Origin of the sequence: Ligilactobacillus sp. UO.C109 (assembly GCF_026847815.1) — a bacterium.
GTDB classification, from domain to species: domain Bacteria; phylum Bacillota; class Bacilli; order Lactobacillales; family Lactobacillaceae; genus Ligilactobacillus; species Ligilactobacillus salivarius.
Genome location: NZ_JAPSFH010000027.1, coordinates 158410 through 178046 on the forward strand (window position 1 = coordinate 158410; position 19637 = coordinate 178046).

Genomic DNA, 19637 nt, shown 5'->3' on the forward strand with positions numbered 1-19637 from the left:
TGGAAGATAATGTGAAAATGCTTGTTATGAATATGTTTTCTCAGTTCTCGTTTGATTATCAAAGTGGAATCAAGTAGCTTGGTGGAAGTTCAAATAAGGAAGTTCTCGAAAGTGCTAAGGTTATCATTCAAGTTAATATTGTTCAAGGTAATGCTTTAACTAAAATTGATGGGGATGGAACCCCAATTGTTTTTAGTGAATGGCAGTTATTGCCAATAGTTGGTAATATTAAACATCAAAAGGTTCAAAGACTTGAATATACTTTTCAAGATATTTTAGATGGTAGAGAAGAAACTCAAGGTGTTTTGACCCATAAAGATAGCGAAGAACTTGATTTATTTGATTTTCTTGATGAAGATTATAATACTGAAGAAGAAAAAAGATGTTAAGAAAACCGTATGCCCCTGTGCGAATTACTCAAGTTTATAAAAAAGAGTTAGTAGAATAATTAGCAAAAATTTGTAATTTAGATACTTGATAGTGTATTAATTTTATTAAAAGAAACATCATATTACCTAATCAATAAAAAAGAGAACCTAAAGTTTGGCATTGAATAGTGCCTACGACTTTAGGTTCTTTTTTATAGTTCCTCCCTAGATGGATTGAGTAAATCCTTATCGGGAATAGTATTTAAGTCAACAGGATCACGTTGATCAACTTGAACAGTTATAAAAACGGAATTTCCACGAGATGTTTCAGTATCGATAACAGCTTCTGAAGTAAATCCGCTTTGATTTTGGATAGTTTCTGCGATGAACCCTGCTTCCAAAAGGAATTCACATTTAGAATTAATCTTTTTTCTGATTTCGACTATTGGACCTGAAAGTTCGAAAACTTGACGATTCATCTTAGATTTTACCCTTTTTAAATACCCCCAATTAGCTTTCTCGAAAAATACAGGTAAATCTTCATCTTTAGCTAGTGGAAAATTTCGAGCTAAACGTTTGCCTGCCCAGTAAAGAATAGTGTTATCTGTTCCAACTAGATCAGGTAGAAGAGCATCCCTCAAGATAGAACTACCAAGAGTGGTCCCTAAATTATTATGCTCCACAGCTGTTGAATAAAATTTGACATCCACTTTCTTCCTAGCCCCTTTAACAATTGATAATTTTATTATACACACTTTTTATTTGAATAGCTTAAATTATACTTAACTTTTTAATCTTTTTTAGAAAATTAAGTATCTGTCTAAATAAGATAGTTGATTTTTTGTGTGAGTTTTGCATAATAAAAGATAGATAAGAACTAGAGATAGATGGTGGTAAAATGGTTAAACATATATTGATAGCAACAAAAAATGTGGGAAAAGCAAGGGAGTTCAAGAAATTATTTAGTGAAAAGGGAATAGAAGTAAAAACTTTACTAGATATGGAAAATACACCCGAAATTGATGAAAATGGTAAGACTTTTACGGAGAATGCATTGATTAAAGCCCAAACATTAACAGATTTGTATAAAATTCCAGTCTTAGCTGATGATTCAGGGATTGTAGTTGATTATTTAAATGGAGAACCTGGTATTTATTCTGCAAGATATGCTGGTGATCATGATGATGAAGCAAATAAAAAGAAATTACTACATAATTTAGAAGGTGTACCTTTTGAAAAGAGGACAGCTCATTTTCATTGTTCGTTAGTAATTACTAGTCCAGTAAAAGATCCATTGATTGCTGAAGGAAATGTAGAAGGCTACATTGTTGAAGAAGAAAGAGGTAAGGGTGGTTTTGGTTATGATCCATTATTCTTCTACCCACCTTTGGATAAAACTTTTGGTGAAACAACTGCAGATGAAAAGAATGCTGTTAGTCATCGTGCAAATGCTATTAAAGATTTGCTAACAAAATTTGATGAATGGTGGGAAGAATAATGAAAATTTTAGTAGTTAGTGATAGCCATTCTAAAAAGAATATATTGGCAGACTTAAGAGATAAGTATAGTAATGAGGTTGATTACTTCATTCATTGTGGCGATAGTGAGTTAGACCCTAATTCAAAATGGGTATCAGATTATACAATTGTTGAGGGGAATTGTGATTACTATGACTACCCAGAAAAAGAAGTTGTTGCAACTGAAGAGGGTAATATTTTAGTAACTCATGGTCATCTGTATGGAGTTAACTATGGATTAGACAGACTAGCACTATTAGCTAAACAAGAAAATGCTAAATTTGTTTTTTATGGTCATACACATCGCTTAGCAGTTGAATATGTTGATGGTACGCTCTTTTTGAATCCAGGGAGTGTGTGGTTCCCACGTGGAGAATATCAAAAACTAGGTGGAACTTACGCTATTGTATCTGTAAATGAAAGTAAGGTTAAGGTTACTTATTATACTAGAGAAGGATTAGCTCCTGTTTCAGAGTTGCAATTTGAATATCAAAAGTAATTTGTCGAAAAATCATGCTAAAAAAGACTTGATTTTGATTATTTTCAGGAGTAATATTATACGAGTAAGTTAATTGCCCGTTGGTCAAATTGGTTAAGACGTCGCCCTCTCAAGGCGGAGTTACGGGTTCGATCCCCGTACGGGTGATAGTATTCGTATGTAAAATGAGAACAACTTGAATAATAGGTTGTTCTCATTTTTTATTGTAAATAATAAAAAATCAGCAATCCAAAAATTGCTGATTTTAAAATATTTAACGATTATTTTTGCTCTGTTGGGTTCTTTTTATTAGATTCTTTTTCAACAGTTTTAGTTTCTTTTCGATTTTTAGGATCAATAGTTGCAAATTTATCAAATAATTGTTCTAAATTGTGTTGTTGATTGACCTTTAATCCCATAATATTCACTTCCTCAAAAAATTGCTAACATCTATTGCCTAGAAAGTTATCAAAATTTTAAACGACTGTCAAGTTAGAGCTTAAATTATGTTAGTAGGAGTACCTGTCAAATAGCTTTTCAAGTTATTAACTGTAATTTCAAGTAATCTCTCTCTAGTTTCCAAAGGAGCCCATGCGATATGTGGAGTGATGTAGCAATTTTTTGCAGTTAAAAGAGGATTATCTTCTGAAATTGGTTCTTTGGAGACTACATCAGTTGCTAAAGCATAGATGCGATCATTATTTAATGCCTCAGCTATATCAGTTTCATTGATTAGTTTTCCTCTAGCTGTGTTTAAAATAATGACATTCTTTTTCATTTTAGAGATTGTCTCTTTATTAATTAGATTAATTGTGTCAGGTGTTTGAATAACGTGTAAACTAATAACATCTGATTGTCTTAGAAGTTCGTCTAAAGAAACTTGCTTAATCCAGGGAACATTAACCTCTTTAGGACGATGATTATAAAAGATGATATTCATTGAGAAAGCATGACCTAATTCAGCTACTTTTTGTGCGATACGACCGTAACCAATTAATCCTAATGTCTTACCCTTTAATTCATAGAGAGGTTTGTCCCAAAATGTAAAATCAGGAACTTTTGACCATTTTCCTTCATGAATTAGTTGATTATGTAAGCCAACTTGACCAGTTACTTCTAGTAGAAGAGAAAATGTGAATTGAGCAACTGCATCAGTACCGTATGTAGGAACATTGGTTACAATTATATCATGTTGATGAGCGCTCTCAATATCTACGACATCATAGCCAGTTCCCATAATACCAATATATTTTAAGTTAGGAACTTGTTTTAAAACTTCATTTCTTAATGGTGTCTTATGTGTAATTACAATTTCAGCATTATCAATACGTTTAATAATCTCTTCAGTGTCATCCACAGGTGTTTGATCGTAAAAAGTGCAATTGCCTAAGTTGGATAGTTTGCTCCAAGTTAAATCAGCGTTTAGAGAGTAACCGTCTAAAAGTACAATATCCATAATATAATCACCTCAATAAATATTTGCTTTAATTATAAACGCTTTCAAAATGTGATTCAAGATGTGAGTATGACAATTGGTTTTGCTAGATATAAATAGTATAATTAAGACTAGAATATTAGAGAAAGGACGTAACTATGGCGACACAACATATTGAAAACAAATTAAAACTATTACCAGATTTGCCTGGCTGTTACATGATGAAAGATATTAATAGTAGAATTATTTATGTAGGTAAAGCCAAAAATTTAAAAAATCGCGTACGTTCATATTTTAAAAGTAGTCATGAAGGAAAAACAGCTAAATTAGTGTCTGAAATAAGGGATTTTGAAACAATTATCACTTCAACTGATAAGGAAGCATTTTTGTTAGAAATTACTTTAATTCAAAAACATAAGCCTTACTATAACATTAAGCTAAAAAGGGGAACTGGGTATCCGTATATTAAGATAACTCATGAAAAGGACCCACAATTAAAAATTGTCAGTCAAGTAAAAAAAGATGGTGGCTATTATTTTGGCCCTTATCCCAATGTCTATGCTGCAACAGAAACACTACAGTTATTACAAAAGGTGTATCCTTTAAGACGTTGTAATGGATATCAAAAACGACCATGTTTGTACTATCATATGGGACAATGCTTGGGTGCTTGTTTTAAAGAAGTTCCACAATCCGAGTATGAAAAGCAAATCAAAAAGATAAAGTCGTTTTTAAATGGAAATGTAAGTAAAATAAAAAAAGAACTTGAACAAAAAATGGAAACTGCATCCGAGAATTTAGAGTTTGAAAGGGCAGCTGAAATAAGAGATCAAATTCACTATGTTGAAATGACAGTTGAAAAACAAAAAATCATTAGTAATGATAATACACCGCGTGATTTATTTGCTTTTTACATGAATAAAGGTTGGTTATCTTTACAAATTTTCTCTATTAGACAAGCACGTTTGATGAAACGTGAAAAACGACTATTTCCATGTATAGACACGCCTGAAGCTGAGCTAGAATCTTTTATTTTACAGTTTTATAATCAAAAAAACCGTATTTTACCTAAAGAAATTTTAGTTCCTTCAGGGATGGATAAAGAAACATTAAGTGAAATTTTAGGTATTCCAGTTAAAACACCACAACGAGGACAAAAGCGTGATTTACTAGAAATGGCACAGAAAAATGCTAAGTTAGTGTTGGAAGAAAAATTCCGTTTACTTGAATTGGATGAAAGAAAGACAACTGGGGCTATGAATGAAATAACAGATGCGTTAGGATTGCCTAATGGTCATAGAATTGAAGCATTTGATCATTCTCATTTACAAGGAGAAGATTTAGTATCCGCGATGGTTTGTTTCATTGATGGGAAACCAGAAAAAACAGAATATCGAAAATATAAGTTAAAAAATGTTGACCATGCTGATGAAGCTGCTAGTACAAGAGAAGTTATTTATCGTAGATATAGTAGACTTTTGAAAGAAAAAGCTAATTTACCTGATTTAATATTAATGGACGGTGCAAGTATTCAAATTAATGCCGCGGTTGATGTGTTACATAATCAATTAGGTATTGATATTCCTGTAGCAGGAATGGTAAAAAATGATCGCCATAAAACTGCTGATTTAATGATGGAAAATGATGAAAAGATTGGTTTAGATCCTAAAAGTGAAGGCTTTTATCTACTACAAAGAATTCAGGATGAAGTTCATAGATTTGCGATTACTTTCCATCGCCAAGTTCGATCAAAAAATTCATTAGCTTCACGCTTAGAAAGAATTCAAGGAGTAGGTCCTAAAACGAGAATTAAGTTATTAAGAAATTATGGTTCTCTGAAGAATATTTCTGCAGCTTCAGTAGAGGATTTGGAAAGCTTAGGTATTTCTAAAAAAGTGGCTCAGACAATTAAGTTAAGCTTGAAAAACCAAAGTTAGAAAATGCTTTGACCTAAGAGAAGATAATTGGTATATTTAAGATTGATTAACTTATTGATGAAATAGAATAATAAATATGCAATATAGTTAGATATATAAGGAAAGGCGATTAAATAAATGTTTGTAGATCAAATAAAAATTGAAGTAAAAGCCGGAAAAGGTGGCGACGGTATGGTTGCTTTCCGCCGTGAAAAGTATGTTCCTAATGGTGGACCTGCTGGTGGTGACGGTGGTAAAGGCGGAAGCATTATTTTAAAAGTAGACCAAGGTTTACGTACATTAATGGATTTTAGATATCACCGTATTTTTAAAGCAAAACCTGGTCAAAATGGCATGATCAAGGGAATGTATGGTCGTGGTGCAGACGATACCTATATTAGTGTTCCTCAAGGTACAACAGTTACAGATGCTGAAACTGGAGAATTGTTAGGTGATTTAGTTGAAGCAGACGATGAATTAGTTGTAGCTAAAGGTGGCCGTGGTGGTCGTGGTAATATTAAGTTTGCTAGTCCTAAAAATCCAGCTCCAGAAATTGCTGAAAATGGTGAACCTGGCGAAGAAAGAAAATTAAAACTAGAACTTAAAGTGTTAGCCGATGTTGGTTTAGTAGGTTTCCCTTCTGTTGGTAAATCTACTTTACTTTCAGTTGTAACAAGTGCTAAGCCAAAAATTGCTGAATATCACTTTACAACTTTGGTTCCTAATTTGGGTATGGTTCGTCTAGATGATGGTAGAGATTATGTTATGGCTGACTTACCTGGATTAATTGAAGGTGCTTCTCAAGGTGTAGGTTTAGGTATTCAGTTCTTACGTCATGTTGAAAGAACTCGTGTTATTTTGCATTTGATTGATATGTCGGGTGTAGAAGGTAGAGATCCATATGATGATTTTGTCAAAATTAATGAAGAATTGAAGGTATATGATCCAACTTTACTTGATAGACCACAAATCGTAGTAGCAAGTAAGATGGATATGCCAGACAGTGCTAAGAATTTGGCAGAATTCAAAGTCAAGTTAGCTAAGGATAAGACTTTAAAACAAGTACCAGAAGTTATGGAAATATCTTCCCTAACTCATCAAGGGTTGAAAGAGTTAACACATAGAACAGCTGATGTACTAGAATCTACTCCTAAGTTTGAAACATTGGCAGAAAAAGAACAAGCAAGCAAGGTTTACACCTTTAAAGAAGATGAACCAGCATTCAAGATTACACGTGATTCTGACGCAACTTGGGTACTTTCAGGTGAAAAATTGGAACGTCTATTTAAGATGACTAACTTTAACCATGATGAAAGTTTAATGAGATTTGCTCGTCAATTGCGTGGAATGGGTGTAGATGATGCCCTACGCGAACGTGGTGCTAAAGGTGGAGATTTGGTAAGAATCGAAGACTTTACTTTTGAATTTGTAGAATAATAATCATGCTTAAGTAGGGGTAATGGAAAAATGAGAAGATTAAAAAGAAGCCGATACATTACGGGATTTGACGGTATTCGAACGCTGGCAGTTATTGCAGTTATTTTCTATCATTTGTTTCCTTACGCAATGCAAGGCGGCTTGATGGGAGTTTCTATATTCTTCGTTATTTCTGGATATTTAATAACTGATTTGTTGTTACAAGAATGGGAACAAAATCGAAAAATTGATGTCAAAGCTTTTTATATTAGGCGTATGAAAAGGTTGTATCCAGGATTGATAACAATGTTAGTTGGAACGATAGCGTATATAACTTTGTTTCAAAAAGAGTTATTGGCTCATATTCGAATGGTTTTTCTGACAAATTTGACCTCAATATATAATTGGTATCAAATTCATACAGGTCAATCATATTTTGATAAATTTGCGATTCAGTCTCCTTTTACACATTTATGGTCGTTATCTATTGAAGGACAATTCTATTTGTTTTGGCCTTTATTGATTATATTAATGTGTAAATACTTACCTAAGAAAAGTGTTAGATTCTTTCTGTTAATAGGATTGAGTTTACTATCAGCTTTAGAAATGATGCTTTTATTTAAGGTAGGTAGTGATCCTTCACGTGTTTACTACGGAACAGATACACGTGTATTTTCGATATTAATAGGTGCAGCTTTAGCAATTGTTTGGCCAAGTAGTAAGTTAAGTCAAAAACTTCCTGATGAGAGTCGACGACTTCTTAACATAACAGGTATTGTGTGTGCTTTATTAGTAATATTATCATTCTTTAAAATGAATGGTGAAAGAGCTTTTGTATATCATGGTGGGATGTACTTATTTTCAATAATCTCTGCAATACTTGTCGCAACAGTAGCACATCCGGGAGCCAATATGAATACCTGGTTTACTAATCCAGTTTTTACATGGATAGGTAGGCGTAGCTATGGAATTTATATTTATCAGTATCCAGTGATGGTTTTCTTTGAGTCAAAAGTTAAGAATATTGCTGCACATCCTTGGTTGTATGGATTAATAGAAATAGCAATAATACTTGCTATAAGTGAATTATCTTATAGATATATTGAGATACCTTTGAAAAACTTTGATTACAGTCAAACTCTAATCAAAGTTAAACAAGTCTTTAAACGAGATAAATCACATTTAAATTCCAAAATTGGTGTAGCTGTGGGAGCAATTGTATTTTTGATTGCTGGTGCTGGTTTAGTGCAACAGCCAACTAAGAAACCACAGGATAATGCTTTGGCAAAACAAATTAAAGAAAACAATGCCAAAGTTAAAAAGAGAAATTCTGAATTAAAGAGTGGCAAAAAGCAATCAACTGAACAAGTTTCCTCATCTTCTAGTTCTGAAGTGAAGAAGTATCAGTTAACCGCTGCTCAAGCTGATAAAGCAAGAAATATGAAGATTACAGCAGTAGGAGATTCTGTATTAGCTGATGGAGCTAGTTCATTACAAGAAATTTTCCCTAACATGTATATCGATGCTAAAGTTGGTAGGCAGTCAGCTGAAGCAGCAAAGATAGTACAACAATTAGCGCAAACTGGAAAATTGGAACAAACAGTGTTGATAAGTGAGGGCACAAATGGTGCTTTTATGGGACATGAAATTCAAGATATTATGAATGCTGCTGGTAAAGATCGCCAAGTATATTGGATTAATGTTCATGTACCAACAAGACGTTGGCAAGATCAAGTGAATCAAGATTTGGCATCAGCTAGCAAAAAGTATAAGAATTTACATATAATTGATTGGTTTAGCTATAGCCAAAATCACGCTGATTGGTTCTACAATGATAACGTTCATCCTAATCCACATGGCTTGGAATATTATGGTAGTTTTGTTGCTAAAAAAATAGTTAAATAAAATCTTACATACTCTATAATTGTTAGATAAAATCTGACAGTTATAGGGTATTTTTATTGAAATAAAAAAACAATCCTTATAGAAGGCAAGGATTGTCAAAAAATAAATTTTTAGTTTTTAGCCTTACTTGGTACAACAAGAAATCCTACTAATAGGATTCCAATAACTGCAACAAATGCAGCTGATAATACGTTACCTGCTAGGTAAATACCCATAGCAACAGTTGCAAACATACCAACAATTGTAAAAATAATTCCTAAACGTTGAACTAGATTTAATTCCTGGAAATCTTTACGGAAACCAATTTCTAAAAGAAATGCACCGATAAGGGCCATTGTACCGAATAGAATGTGTCCAAATAACATCATAGTATTCACCAACCTTTAATAAATTGTACAAAATAAGTATAACATGAATTATTTATCCTCTACAATATAAAAATATTACTGAGTTTCTTTATTATTTTTTTGCAGCAGATATAAAGGTTTATATGCCAATTCTAATTCAGATTGGGAAATTTTAAATGACATAAGTGGGAGAGTATAATTTTCTTTCTCAACATCTCTAACCCTTAATTCAGCCTTTTTTGGATATTTTTTTAGAATGCTTAATAATTCAGAGAGGGTAACTAATTCTGGAGAAGGAGAAATAAGGATTGTATTAGCATCTTTTACAGTGACTTTTCCAGAGATAATATTTTTATGATCAAATTCTTGAGTAATAACTAATTTAGGATTTAAGAAATCGGTAGCAGTAATGAAATCTATTATACGCATATTAATTCTCCTCTAGTTTGAAAGTAAAGTATATTATCTATTATAAGATATTTTGAAAAATTTTGAGAAACTTTAAATTGATACTCATTAATGATAGAATTAAGAAGATACTGTCTAATTAGTTAATGGTGAGGATGAAAGATAAATGGAATTAGAATTTTTAGGAACAGGTGCTGGATCACCTTCTAAGAGTAGGAATGTATCCGCAGTTGCATTAAAATTATTGGATGAAATCAAAAAGATTTGGTTGTTTGATGTAGGCGAAGGAACACAACACCAAATTTTAAATACAACAATTCGTCCACGTAAGATTGATAAAATATTTATAACTCATATGCATGGTGATCATATTTTTGGATTACCTGGCTTTTTGAGTAGTCGTTCATTTCAAGGCGGCGAAAAAATGGGACCATTAACAATTTATGGACCTAAAGGAATTTCTGATTTTGTTAATATTAGTTTAAAGGTTAGTCAAACAAAATTATCGTATGAATTAAATTTTGTAGAACTTGAAGAAGAAGGTTTACTTTTAGAAAATAATAGATTTAAAGTTTACGCTTATAAATTAGATCATCGTATTGAATGTTGGGGCTACAGAATTGAAGAAAAGGATTATCCAGGTGAATTACAAGTTGAAAAACTTAGAGAAGCTAGAATTCCATCTGGACCAATCTATGGTCGTCTTAAAGCTGGAGAAGTAGTAACACTTGAAGATGGTAGAACTATAGATGGGAAAGACTTTATAGGTAAAGCTAAGAAAGGTCGAATTGTAACGGTTTTAGGTGATACTAGACAAACACCTAACTTGAAATTACTTGCTAAAGATGCTGACGTGTTAGTTCATGAAAGTACTTTTGGTAAGGGTGAAGGGAAATTAGCACGTAATTATCATCACTCAACTTGTGTTCAAGCAGCTACTTTAGCTAAAGAAGTAGGTGTAAAACAATTACTGTTAACTCATATTTCAGCTCGTTATGTAGGTAAGATGGTGAAAGTTTTAGAAAAAGAAGCTAAGAAAGTATTTCCAAATACTAAGGTTGTTAAAGATTTTGATACCTTTAATATTCCTTTTCCTGAAAGAAAGGACGATGAGCAATGAAAAATTATAAAAGTTTAAAAGACTTAACTAATAAAGTTGTGTTGATAACTGGAGCATCAGGTGGTTTAGGTGAACAAATAGCTTATCAAGTAGCTAAAAAGGGTGCAATAGTTGTAGCTTGTGCACGTCGTAAAGAAAAGTTAGATGTAGTTGTAGAAAATTGTCAAAATTTGTCTAAGAGATTAGCATATGCATACCAACTAGATATTTCCAAGCCAGAAGAAGTAGAAAAAGTTGTTAATGAGGTAGAGGAAGAAGTGGGACCTGTCTCAGTTTTAATTAATAATGCTGGCTTTGGACTAATGGAAGACTTCCTTGATTTTGATATGGATAGAGCAGAAGCGATGTTCAGAGTAAATGTTTTAGGATTAATGTATGCTACTAAATATGTAGCTACAAAAATGGCTGAAAGACAAGTAGGTGCAATAATTAATATTGCTTCTATGGCTGGCAAAATAGCTACACCTAAATCAACTGTCTATTCTGCAACTAAATTTGCAGTGCTAGGCTTTTCTAATGCTCTACGTTTGGAATTGAAACCATTGGGAATTTCAGTAATGACCGTAAATCCTGGACCTATCAGAACAGAATTCTTTGATAAAGCAGATAAAACACATAATTACCTAAATTCTCTAGGAAATATAGTTTTAGACCCAGAGGAAGTAGCTTATAAAATTGTTTCAAAGATTGGAACTAGTCGACGTGAAGTGAATTTACCATATTACATGGAAGTTGCTCATCACTTATATGAAGTCTTCCCACATATGGCTGATTATTTAACAGGTGGTATTTTTAACAAGAAATGAGGAAAAACTCTTGATTGATGCTAAAAAAGAATGGCAAGAAATTGAATTATCAGAAAATGAACATCTTGATGAATTAATTGAAGAAACAGGTTTTCCTAAGATAGTTTTACAAATATTAATAGAAAGAGGATACGATTCTCTTGAAGCTATTAACAATTTTTTAGATCCAGATGCTCGTGGATTGTACGATCCTAATTTTATGCATGATATGGAACTAGGTGTAGATAGAATTCAACAAGCAATCATGAATGGTGAAAAAATAGTCATTTATGGAGATTATGATGTTGATGGAATCACAAGTACTGCCCTTATGTACGAAACTCTTGAAGAATTAGGAGCAGAAGTTGAATATTATATACCTGATAGATTTAAAGATGGCTATGGTCCAAATGTGGAAGCCTATAAGCGTTTGATTGATGAAGGTGTTAGTTTAATTGTAACCGTGGATAATGGGGTAGCTGGACATGAAGCCATTGATTATGCAAATCAACATGGAGTAGATGTAGTCATAACAGATCATCATGAGTTGCCCGAAACTTTGCCAGATGCATATGCGATTATTCATCCTCGTCATCCTGAAGGCGATTATCCTTTTGGTGAATTATCTGGAGTAGGTGTGGCTTTTAAGGTGGCAGCTGCTTTACTAGAAGAATTGCCACAAGATGTATTAGATTTAGTTGCTTTAGGAACCGTAGCTGATTTGGTTTCTCTAACTGGTGAAAATAGAATCTTAGTTAAGTATGGTCTGCAATTGTTACAACAAACAATGCGTCCTGGATTGCAAAGTTTATACAAAGTAGCTGGGATAGAAGTCCCTACAATTACGGAAGAGACAATTGGTTTTTCACTTGCTCCACGTTTAAATGCATTAGGAAGAATGGAAAATGGGAGTTTAGGGGTAGAATTACTAACTACTTTAGATGGGGAAAGAGCTGAAGAGTTAGCAAAAACTACCAACCAATTAAATATAAAAAGGCAAGAAGAAGTTAATAAAATCGTTGAAGAAGCAGTGGCACAATTAGCTAATAAATCCGAAAATCATTTAGTCAATGTAGTGGCTGGAAATAACTGGCATGAAGGTGTAGTGGGCATCGTGGCAAGTAGGTTAGTCGATATGACTGGCAAACCTTCTTTAGTTCTTAGCATTGATGAAAAAACAGGTATTGCTAAAGGCTCAGGAAGATCCATTGAAGCATTTCAAATGTTTGATGCCTTAGATAGTCATCGAGATATTCTCATGAAATTTGGAGGACATCATATGGCTTGTGGCTTGTCTCTAGATAAGGAGAAGTTGTCAGATTTACAACAAGTTGTTGATGAAGAAGGAAAGAAACAAGGAATTGAGCATGCTACAAAACCGGTAGTAAAAGTCATTCCTGTTAATTTAGATGATGTTAATTTGGATTTAGAAGCACAATTAGAAGCTTTAGCACCATTTGGTACAGATAATCCTCGTCCTGTTTTTGAATTCAAAGATTACAAAGTGAATACAGTTCAGGCGATTGGGCAACAAAAAAATCATCTTAAACTTCAATTGCAATCCAATAACTCTCAAGTAGATGCTTTGGATTTCGGAATTGGTAGTAAAAAAATTTCTGAAATTGAGCGAAATAAAAATTCAGTTCGTTTGATAGGAACTTTGGGAAAAAATGTTTGGCAAAGTAGAGTTAATCTTCAAATTATGGTAGAAGATATTTTATTGGATGATAGTAATACTGGCACAGTTGTTGAGATTCAACGAAAAAATAAATTAACTAAGTCAATGTTTCAACAAAAAGCAACATATGCTTTCTTTGATAAAAAACTATATAATCAAGTAATGCCATATCTAGCAGATAGTAGTGAAACTTATTTATATAATTTTAGCGATGATAAGAAGTTAAATTGTGATACGTTGGTTGTGGTAGATTGCCCAGATAATATAGAAAAATTAAAGTCTCTACTTGCTAAAGCAACTGTTAAGCATTTTATTTTTGTTGGTTATACTAGAGAAAATACTTACTTAAATGGCTTGCCAACTAGAGAACAGTTTGGTAGACTATATAAGTTCTCGCAAACACACACTAATGTAAATATAAGAAGAGATTTACAGAAATTAGCGGACTACTTAAAATTAAAACGTGAACTTTTAGTTTTTATGATTAATGTGTTTTTTGAAGCGGAATTTGTTAAAATAGAAAATGGGTTAATGAGTGGAAACACAAATATAACTCCGCATAGTTTAGAAGATACAAATTCATATCAAGCATATTTACAAAAAATGAAAGCACAAAAATCGCTAATATACAGCAAATCAACAGATTTACAGAAGTGGATATTAAAGTATCTTGATGAAAATAATTAGAGCTGAAAAGGAGAAATTTTAATGGCTTTAGATTTAAGAAACTATATTGCAAGTATTGAAAATTATCCAGAAGAAGGAATTGTATTTAGAGATATTTCTCCATTAATGGCAGATGGTGAAGCTTATCGCCAAGCTACTGACCGCATCGTTCAATTCGCTAAAGATAAGGGCGTTGAAATGATTGTTGGACCAGAAGCACGTGGCTTTATCGTTGGTTGCCCTGTAGCTTATGAATTAGGTGTAGGCTTTGCTCCAGCACGTAAGAAGGGTAAGCTACCTCGTGAAACAGTTAAGGCTGATTACTCATTAGAATATGGTACAGCTTCACTTTATATGCACAAAGATGCAGTTAAACCAGGACAAAAAGTTTTAGTTACAGATGATTTATTAGCAACTGGTGGTACAATCGGCGCAACAATTGACTTAGTTGAACAACTTGGTGGCGTGGTTGTAGGTTGTGCATTCATCATTGAATTGGAAGATCTACATGGTCGTGACAAGATTAAGGGTTACGATACTTTAGCTTTAATGAAATACTAAATCTTAGTATAGAAACAATAAAAGACCAATATATCAATTCTTCATTTGTGAAGATAGATATATTGGTCTTTTTAATTATTTATGAACTTTTCTTCTTACCATTCCAGGAATAAATAGCAACATCAATGAAATAACTGATACCACAAGTCCTTGATAAAGATATGGGGGAGTAAAGGTTAATTTTACTTGATGCTTGCCTTTAGAAATAGGGAATCCAATAAATGTTTGTTGGATCTTATAAGTAGGAACCTCTTTTCCATCAACATAAGCTTTCCATCCATCATTATAAGGAATAGTAGTTGCAAACCATTGATTTGACTTAACAATATTAATGGTTCCATTTAATGAAGTTGACGAATAATCTTGTATCTTCCAAGAATATTTTTTAATTTGAGTTAGCTTTTGCTTTACTAAATTATTATCTAGTTGATATAGAACAAAATTATTCAACCAAAGATTATCTTTTTTAAATTTAGCAGTAATAGAGATTTTTTTACCTTTATCGTTATTTGCGACATTCACAAGAGTTGTATGTCTAAAAGTAGAATAATTATGAAGTACGCGATCATTAATTAGAAACTCGACATTGTCATTATCAAGTGAAGTACCCAATGTAAGATAATAAGAATTATTGGTTGTCGGAATGAATTCAAAAGTAATACTTGCATCCTTACTTTTATCAATTTTTTTAAAATCTGAGTTAGTTAAAGTTGTTTTTTCTGCGGTATTAGTAAAAATAACTTTATTAAAGTTCATGGCTGTAAAATAAGTCGTTCCAGGCATTGAACTAGATGCAGCGTTAAGCCAATTAGATTGATAAATAACGGGATTGTCAAACAAACGTTGCATCTTTGAAATAGTAGATCCTGCACTATAACCAATACTTGTAGCATATGGATTTTGATAAATTGAAGTACGAGGATTATTTTTTAGTAGTTGATATGAGCTTAAATCACTACGCTCTGAAGTTTGGATTAAAGGATAACCGTGACTGCTACCTTCAGTAACTTCGTTATTATTTTTAGGAGCAATAGCATATTTCATATCAAGTAAACCATCAGTTATCAGACTGCCATTAGAATAAGTAACATAGTTATCACCATCTGGTTGGCCAATCATACCATAAAAATCTGGAATATTCTTTTCTAGAGCAGAACTGAAATATGCACCAGCATTAAGATTATGTGTTATACCATCATTTTTAGTTCTAGAATAAATTTGAGCAGTTCTATAAAAGCTAGAATCATGGCGATGTAGCCAAGAACTATCAGCAGTAAGTGCAGTTGTTGGATCTGCAAATTCGCGTTTGGATAAATAGCTAATATTATTCAGAGAAAAAATCATATTGGCAGACATTTCAGATACGGCTACTAGGAAAAGTAACAGAAACTTAATGATGCTTCTGTCATTAGTACTATTAATACTTAAAAGTAGTAAAACTAAAAATGCAAAGGTAGCAGAAAAAATTAAAGTCTCAGTAGTAGCATAGTTGAATTTTTTAACATTAATCCATACATAGGAAATAATACCGACTTCTATGAAGAATAAAAGGAAAATTTTCCATGGCTTAACATTAACAATGAAATTAGTGATACCTTGACTTCCCAAGAAAAGCATCCAAAAACTTACAATAAAGGTAAATCTATATGGATACCAAACCGGAAATTGCATTCCATGCCAAAATAAATCTAGTGGTTCAAAGCACATTGAAACTGTAAAGAAAATACTGATTAAAAATGCACTTATTCTGGATTTGATTGTATTTTGACGATTAAAGAAGTACAAAATAAAGGCAAACAATGCAAGACTACCAATAAAAATATTAGGAAACCCAGATGGCATTTGATCAAAATTAAATGAACCAATCGTTAATTTTGATAACATTTTAAGTGGATTATATTCTAATTTAGCTTGAATCGAGCTTTCTGTGTATTGGCCTTTACTGCTAGTAAGGGTTATCGCAGTAGGAATTAAAATAACAGCAGCAATGCCCCCTGCTAGAATTGATCGACTTGCAAATAACCAAGTTCTAGATAGAAATTCCCTGAATTTGGTAGTATATGTTATCTGGTACCAAATAAAGAATAAAACTAGGAAGATACACACCATATATGCCATGTAATAATTATCTATAAGCATCAATGCAAGTAAAAGAGGATAGGCCTTCATCTTACGTTTTTCCATTAAATCATAGAAACTAGCAATAATTAGAGGAAGTAAAATAGCCGCATCCATCCATAATAAATTAAGTTGGTTAACAACATTCCACGCCATTAAAGCATAACTAATTGAGAATGTAGGTATCATCCAACCTTTTTGTAATTTTCTTTTAGATAAAAGATACGCAAAAGATAGGCCACAAAAACCATATTTCAAGAGAGTAACGACTAAAACTCCAGCGGCAATCGATTTACCGGGGAAGAAGATGAATAATAAATTAAATGGACTAAGTAGGTAATAAGCCCATTCTCCAATCATTTCACCACCAATAGCTTTTGAGAAAGAGTAGAAGAAACTCCCAGGATGATGAAGTAAGGTTTCTCTAAAAAAAGCAAAGAAGTCTACATATTGCTGTCCTAGGTCAACAGTTAGAATTGTGCTCGAACCAAATGGATACATATGACGAGCAATAAAATAGGCTAACATTATGACAATAGGGCCAAAAAAGCTAAGTAAAAATGGATATTTATTATTTATAAAAGATTTCATTTTAATCCACATGATAAAAAAGAATCCTTTCTGTTAAAGAATATAATATCTATAGAATATCATAGGTAAAGAGTAGGTAAAAGATAGTAAGTAATATCTTAACCTTTTAGAAAATTTTAACGGAATTTATGCCCAAAATTGTGATAGTATGGTAGGATAGAGAATGGATTTAAATATAATTATCATAGTAAGGTTAAACTTTTGGAATTATATTTGTTAGTCGCAATTTTTTCCAAAATAGATAGGAGAAATTAAAGTGAAATTTTTACGCAGTTCACGGAGAAATAGACGGAATAGTAATCAAAATTCATTAATTCCGTTTAGATTAAATTTTCTCTTTGTTATTGTATTTTTATTATTTGCAGCATTGATTGCTCAGTTAGCATATTTACAAATTGTTAATGGACAGAAATTTTCAAGTGAAGCAGCAAATAATGATACTTATACTGAAACCACTAATGTTCAACGTGGGATGATGTATGATTCAACAGGTAAGTTAATTGTTGGTAATAATTCTTCAAGAGCAATTACCTATACAAAACCCCTTGGCGTTACGAATCAAAAAATGAGAGCAATTGCTGATGAATTGGTAAAATTTGTATCTATCAAAACAGATTCATTAACGAGTGGGATGAAGGCTGAATATTATCTAGCTAATGTAAAGAATTATGATGCTGTAAAAGAGCATATTAAAAATGCTGATAGTTTAGATAGTAGTGAGTTGAATCGTCTAATGATCACTTATGTTAGAAAGCATGGTCTAGTTTCTGATATGACTAATAAGGAAAAAGAAGCAGCAATCGTTTATAACAAGATGAGTGGTGCTTATTCTCTATCAAGTGTTTATATTAAGACTAGTGGTGTTAGCGATACTGAAATGGCTGAAGTTGGGGAAAATCTTTCTTCAATGCCTGGAATAAAGATTGGAACAGATTGGACACGTAGTTACCCAGATGGAACATCGATAAAGAATTTAGCTGGGACTGTAACAACTGAAAAACAAGGTTTGCCAGATGATTCTATTAATACTTTCTTAGCTCAAGGATATTCAAGAAATGATAGTGTTGGTTCAAGTTATTTAGAAAAACAATATCAGGATGTCCTAAAGGGTACTAAGAAAACCACCAAAGTATTTACTCAAAACGGTAAAATCACTAAAGAAGTTGAACAATATGGTGGACAAGCCGGTGATGATGTTCAGCTAACAATTAATGCTAAATTCCAACAAGATATGCAAAAAATAATGGATAGCGCAGTTGCTGGATTAGGTGGTTATTCAAATGGTGGTTATGCAGTAGCGATTAATCCACATACTGGTGGCATTTATGGTATGGCCGGTGTTTATCGTGACCCTAACACTGGTAAGACAACTGTTGATCCTGCTGGGGCAATTAATCAATCTATTACTATGGGGTCGGTTGTTAAGCCAGCTACGATTATTGGAGCTTTGAAGTCAGGTGTTATTACACCTGATAATAATGTATTGACTGATATGCCAATCAAAGTTAAAGATACGCCAGTCAAGGGATCATGGTTTAATAAGAGTGGTGGAGCTAATGTGGCTTTAACTGCTTCTGATGCTTTGATGGTTTCTTCTAACTCGTACATGATGCAACTTGCTATGAAGGAAGCAGGATTTAAGTATAGTTATGGTGCAACCTTAACTATGCCAACCTCAATTTTTAAGAAATTAAGAAATAACTTTAATGAGTTTGGCTTGGGTGTAAGAACAGGGATTGATTTACCTGGTGAAGTTTCTGGATTGGAAGGTAAGAGTACAGCTAAATATATTGGTAGTGCCCTTGACCTTTCTTATGGGAACTATGATTCTTACACAACAATTCAATTAGCCCAATACGCTTCCATTTTGGCTAATAAAGGTTATAAAATTCAACCACATTTACTACAATCAATCAGAGCAAATGGCAAAGATGGTAAGATGGGTGCTGTAAAATATGAAGTTAAGCCTAATATCACGGGCGTGATAGATGTTCCAGATTCTTATTGGGATATTATTCACAGTGGTATGTATAAAGTAGTACACGGAACTAGTCAATATGCAACTGGTACAGCAATGAAGGATATTAATCCAGCCATTGCAGCTAAAACAGGTACTGCTGAAACTGTTTATAAGAATACTGATACAATCACATTAAGTGCTATTAGTTATGCTCCTTATGATGATCCACAAGTAGTAGTGGTTGTAGCTTTCCCAAATCTTGCTAGTGATAAAAGTAGTGTTAACATGAATACCTTGAAGAGTATTTATGAAGCATACTGGAAAGATGTTCAATCTAGCGATGGATATAAAACATCTAAATAATAGTT

Annotated in this window: 17 protein-coding genes and 1 tRNA gene; 12 read left to right on the plus strand and 6 right to left on the minus strand. The window is 32.7% G+C overall.

Features of this window, described 5'->3' with window-relative positions:
- Positions 1-209: 209 nt before the first annotated feature.
- Positions 210-389, plus strand: coding sequence for a hypothetical protein (locus tag OZJ21_RS04985; protein ID WP_268857520.1), 180 nt, complete (start codon positions 210-212; stop codon positions 387-389).
- A gap of 191 nt (positions 390-580) precedes the next feature.
- Here OZJ21_RS04985 and OZJ21_RS04990 read toward each other — a convergent pair whose 3' ends face one another.
- A complete protein-coding gene (locus OZJ21_RS04990) occupies positions 581-1078 on the minus strand; it encodes a YslB family protein (RefSeq protein WP_003703936.1) in 498 nt (165 codons plus the stop codon).
- Between the two features lie 188 nt (positions 1079-1266).
- Here OZJ21_RS04990 and OZJ21_RS04995 point away from each other — a divergent pair, with 188 nt between their 5' ends.
- The 3 genes from OZJ21_RS04995 to OZJ21_RS05005 all read left to right on the plus strand — a co-directional run bounded on the left by OZJ21_RS04995 (position 1267) and on the right by OZJ21_RS05005 (position 2531).
- Positions 1267-1866 carry an XTP/dITP diphosphatase gene (locus OZJ21_RS04995; RefSeq protein ID WP_081509580.1) on the plus strand — a complete coding sequence of 200 codons (600 nt, stop codon included), beginning with the start codon at positions 1267-1269 and terminating at the stop codon, positions 1864-1866.
- Positions 1866-2384 carry a metallophosphoesterase gene (locus tag OZJ21_RS05000; protein ID WP_268857521.1) on the plus strand — a complete coding sequence of 173 codons (519 nt, stop codon included), beginning with the start codon at positions 1866-1868 and terminating at the stop codon, positions 2382-2384. The genes OZJ21_RS04995 and OZJ21_RS05000 overlap by 1 nt, the downstream gene beginning before the upstream one ends.
- Positions 2385-2458: 74 nt before the next feature.
- Positions 2459-2531: transfer RNA gene (locus OZJ21_RS05005), tRNA-Glu, on the plus strand.
- 113 nt (positions 2532-2644) lie between these two features.
- Here the strand turns inward: OZJ21_RS05005 and OZJ21_RS05010 are convergent.
- Together OZJ21_RS05010 and OZJ21_RS05015 are read right to left on the minus strand one after the other, a co-directional pair.
- Positions 2645-2782 carry an SPJ_0845 family protein gene (locus OZJ21_RS05010; RefSeq protein ID WP_003700519.1) on the minus strand — a complete coding sequence of 46 codons (138 nt, stop codon included), beginning with the start codon at positions 2780-2782 and terminating at the stop codon, positions 2645-2647.
- 80 nt (positions 2783-2862) lie between these two features.
- Positions 2863-3819: a D-2-hydroxyacid dehydrogenase gene (locus OZJ21_RS05015; protein WP_223688579.1), complete on the minus strand. Its 957-nt coding sequence runs from the start codon at positions 3817-3819 to the stop codon at positions 2863-2865.
- 137 nt (positions 3820-3956) lie between these two features.
- Between OZJ21_RS05015 and uvrC the strand changes: the two genes are divergently transcribed.
- The 3 genes from uvrC (at position 3957) to OZJ21_RS05030 (ending at position 9035) form a co-directional block, all read left to right on the plus strand.
- Entirely contained in the window at positions 3957-5735 is a 1779-nt protein-coding gene (gene uvrC / locus OZJ21_RS05020; RefSeq protein ID WP_081538089.1) for an excinuclease ABC subunit UvrC, read from the plus strand.
- A gap of 117 nt (positions 5736-5852) precedes the next feature.
- The gene (gene obgE / locus OZJ21_RS05025) at positions 5853-7151 is read left to right on the plus strand and encodes a GTPase ObgE (RefSeq protein WP_034982600.1); all 1299 of its coding nucleotides are present in this window, start codon (positions 5853-5855) and stop codon (positions 7149-7151) included.
- A 30-nt stretch (positions 7152-7181) separates the two neighbouring features.
- The gene (locus tag OZJ21_RS05030) at positions 7182-9035 is read left to right on the plus strand and encodes an acyltransferase family protein (RefSeq protein WP_187397839.1); all 1854 of its coding nucleotides are present in this window, start codon (positions 7182-7184) and stop codon (positions 9033-9035) included.
- A 110-nt stretch (positions 9036-9145) separates the two neighbouring features.
- Here OZJ21_RS05030 and OZJ21_RS05035 read toward each other — a convergent pair whose 3' ends face one another.
- Complete coding sequence (locus OZJ21_RS05035; protein WP_003707483.1) at positions 9146-9403, minus strand: hypothetical protein; 258 nt, start codon at positions 9401-9403, stop codon at positions 9146-9148.
- A gap of 75 nt (positions 9404-9478) precedes the next feature.
- Positions 9479-9811, minus strand: a complete 333-nt coding sequence (locus tag OZJ21_RS05040; RefSeq protein WP_134354817.1) for a hypothetical protein — start codon at positions 9809-9811, stop codon at positions 9479-9481.
- A 145-nt stretch (positions 9812-9956) separates the two neighbouring features.
- Here OZJ21_RS05040 and rnz point away from each other — a divergent pair, with 145 nt between their 5' ends.
- Genes rnz through OZJ21_RS05060 form a run of 4 tightly spaced genes read left to right on the plus strand, consistent with a single transcriptional unit; the run spans position 9957 to position 14600 of the window.
- A complete protein-coding gene (gene rnz / locus OZJ21_RS05045) occupies positions 9957-10910 on the plus strand; it encodes a ribonuclease Z (RefSeq protein ID WP_099459727.1) in 954 nt (317 codons plus the stop codon).
- Positions 10907-11716, plus strand: coding sequence for an SDR family NAD(P)-dependent oxidoreductase (locus OZJ21_RS05050; protein WP_003706482.1), 810 nt, complete (start codon positions 10907-10909; stop codon positions 11714-11716). The genes rnz and OZJ21_RS05050 overlap by 4 nt, the downstream gene beginning before the upstream one ends.
- 10 nt (positions 11717-11726) lie before the next feature.
- Entirely contained in the window at positions 11727-14060 is a 2334-nt protein-coding gene (gene recJ / locus OZJ21_RS05055) for a single-stranded-DNA-specific exonuclease RecJ (protein ID WP_201898711.1), read from the plus strand.
- Positions 14061-14081: 21 nt separating this feature from the next.
- Positions 14082-14600, plus strand: a complete 519-nt coding sequence (locus OZJ21_RS05060; RefSeq protein ID WP_003700501.1) for an adenine phosphoribosyltransferase — start codon at positions 14082-14084, stop codon at positions 14598-14600.
- 75 nt (positions 14601-14675) lie between these two features.
- Here OZJ21_RS05060 and OZJ21_RS05065 read toward each other — a convergent pair whose 3' ends face one another.
- Positions 14676-17321 carry a YfhO family protein gene (locus tag OZJ21_RS05065; RefSeq protein WP_268857522.1) on the minus strand — a complete coding sequence of 882 codons (2646 nt, stop codon included), beginning with the start codon at positions 17319-17321 and terminating at the stop codon, positions 14676-14678.
- A 244-nt stretch (positions 17322-17565) separates the two neighbouring features.
- Here OZJ21_RS05065 and OZJ21_RS05070 point away from each other — a divergent pair, with 244 nt between their 5' ends.
- Positions 17566-19632 carry a peptidoglycan D,D-transpeptidase FtsI family protein gene (locus tag OZJ21_RS05070; protein WP_268857523.1) on the plus strand — a complete coding sequence of 689 codons (2067 nt, stop codon included), beginning with the start codon at positions 17566-17568 and terminating at the stop codon, positions 19630-19632.
- The last annotated feature ends 5 nt before the right edge of the window (positions 19633-19637 follow it).

Excerpts from the sequence above, each read along its gene's own strand:
- uvrC (WP_081538089.1), top strand. The coding sequence starts at position 3,957 with ATGGCGACACAACATATTGAAAACAAATTAAAACTATTACCAGATTTG.
- obgE (WP_034982600.1), top strand. The coding sequence starts at position 5,853 with ATGTTTGTAGATCAAATAAAAATTGAAGTAAAAGCCGGAAAAGGTGGC.
- OZJ21_RS05060 (WP_003700501.1), top strand. The coding sequence starts at position 14,082 with ATGGCTTTAGATTTAAGAAACTATATTGCAAGTATTGAAAATTATCCA.
- OZJ21_RS05015 (WP_223688579.1), bottom strand. The coding sequence starts at position 3,819 with ATGGATATTGTACTTTTAGACGGTTACTCTCTAAACGCTGATTTAACT.
- OZJ21_RS05035 (WP_003707483.1), bottom strand. The coding sequence starts at position 9,403 with ATGATGTTATTTGGACACATTCTATTCGGTACAATGGCCCTTATCGGT.
- OZJ21_RS05010 (WP_003700519.1), bottom strand. The coding sequence starts at position 2,782 with ATGGGATTAAAGGTCAATCAACAACACAATTTAGAACAATTATTTGAT.
- rnz (WP_099459727.1), top strand. The coding sequence starts at position 9,957 with ATGGAATTAGAATTTTTAGGAACAGGTGCTGGATCACCTTCTAAGAGT.
- OZJ21_RS05050 (WP_003706482.1), top strand. The coding sequence starts at position 10,907 with ATGAAAAATTATAAAAGTTTAAAAGACTTAACTAATAAAGTTGTGTTG.
- OZJ21_RS05040 (WP_134354817.1), bottom strand. The coding sequence starts at position 9,811 with ATGCGTATAATAGATTTCATTACTGCTACCGATTTCTTAAATCCTAAA.
- OZJ21_RS05030 (WP_187397839.1), top strand. The coding sequence starts at position 7,182 with ATGAGAAGATTAAAAAGAAGCCGATACATTACGGGATTTGACGGTATT.
- OZJ21_RS05065 (WP_268857522.1), bottom strand. The coding sequence starts at position 17,321 with ATGTGGATTAAAATGAAATCTTTTATAAATAATAAATATCCATTTTTA.
- OZJ21_RS04995 (WP_081509580.1), top strand. The coding sequence starts at position 1,267 with ATGGTTAAACATATATTGATAGCAACAAAAAATGTGGGAAAAGCAAGG.
- OZJ21_RS05000 (WP_268857521.1), top strand. The coding sequence starts at position 1,866 with ATGAAAATTTTAGTAGTTAGTGATAGCCATTCTAAAAAGAATATATTG.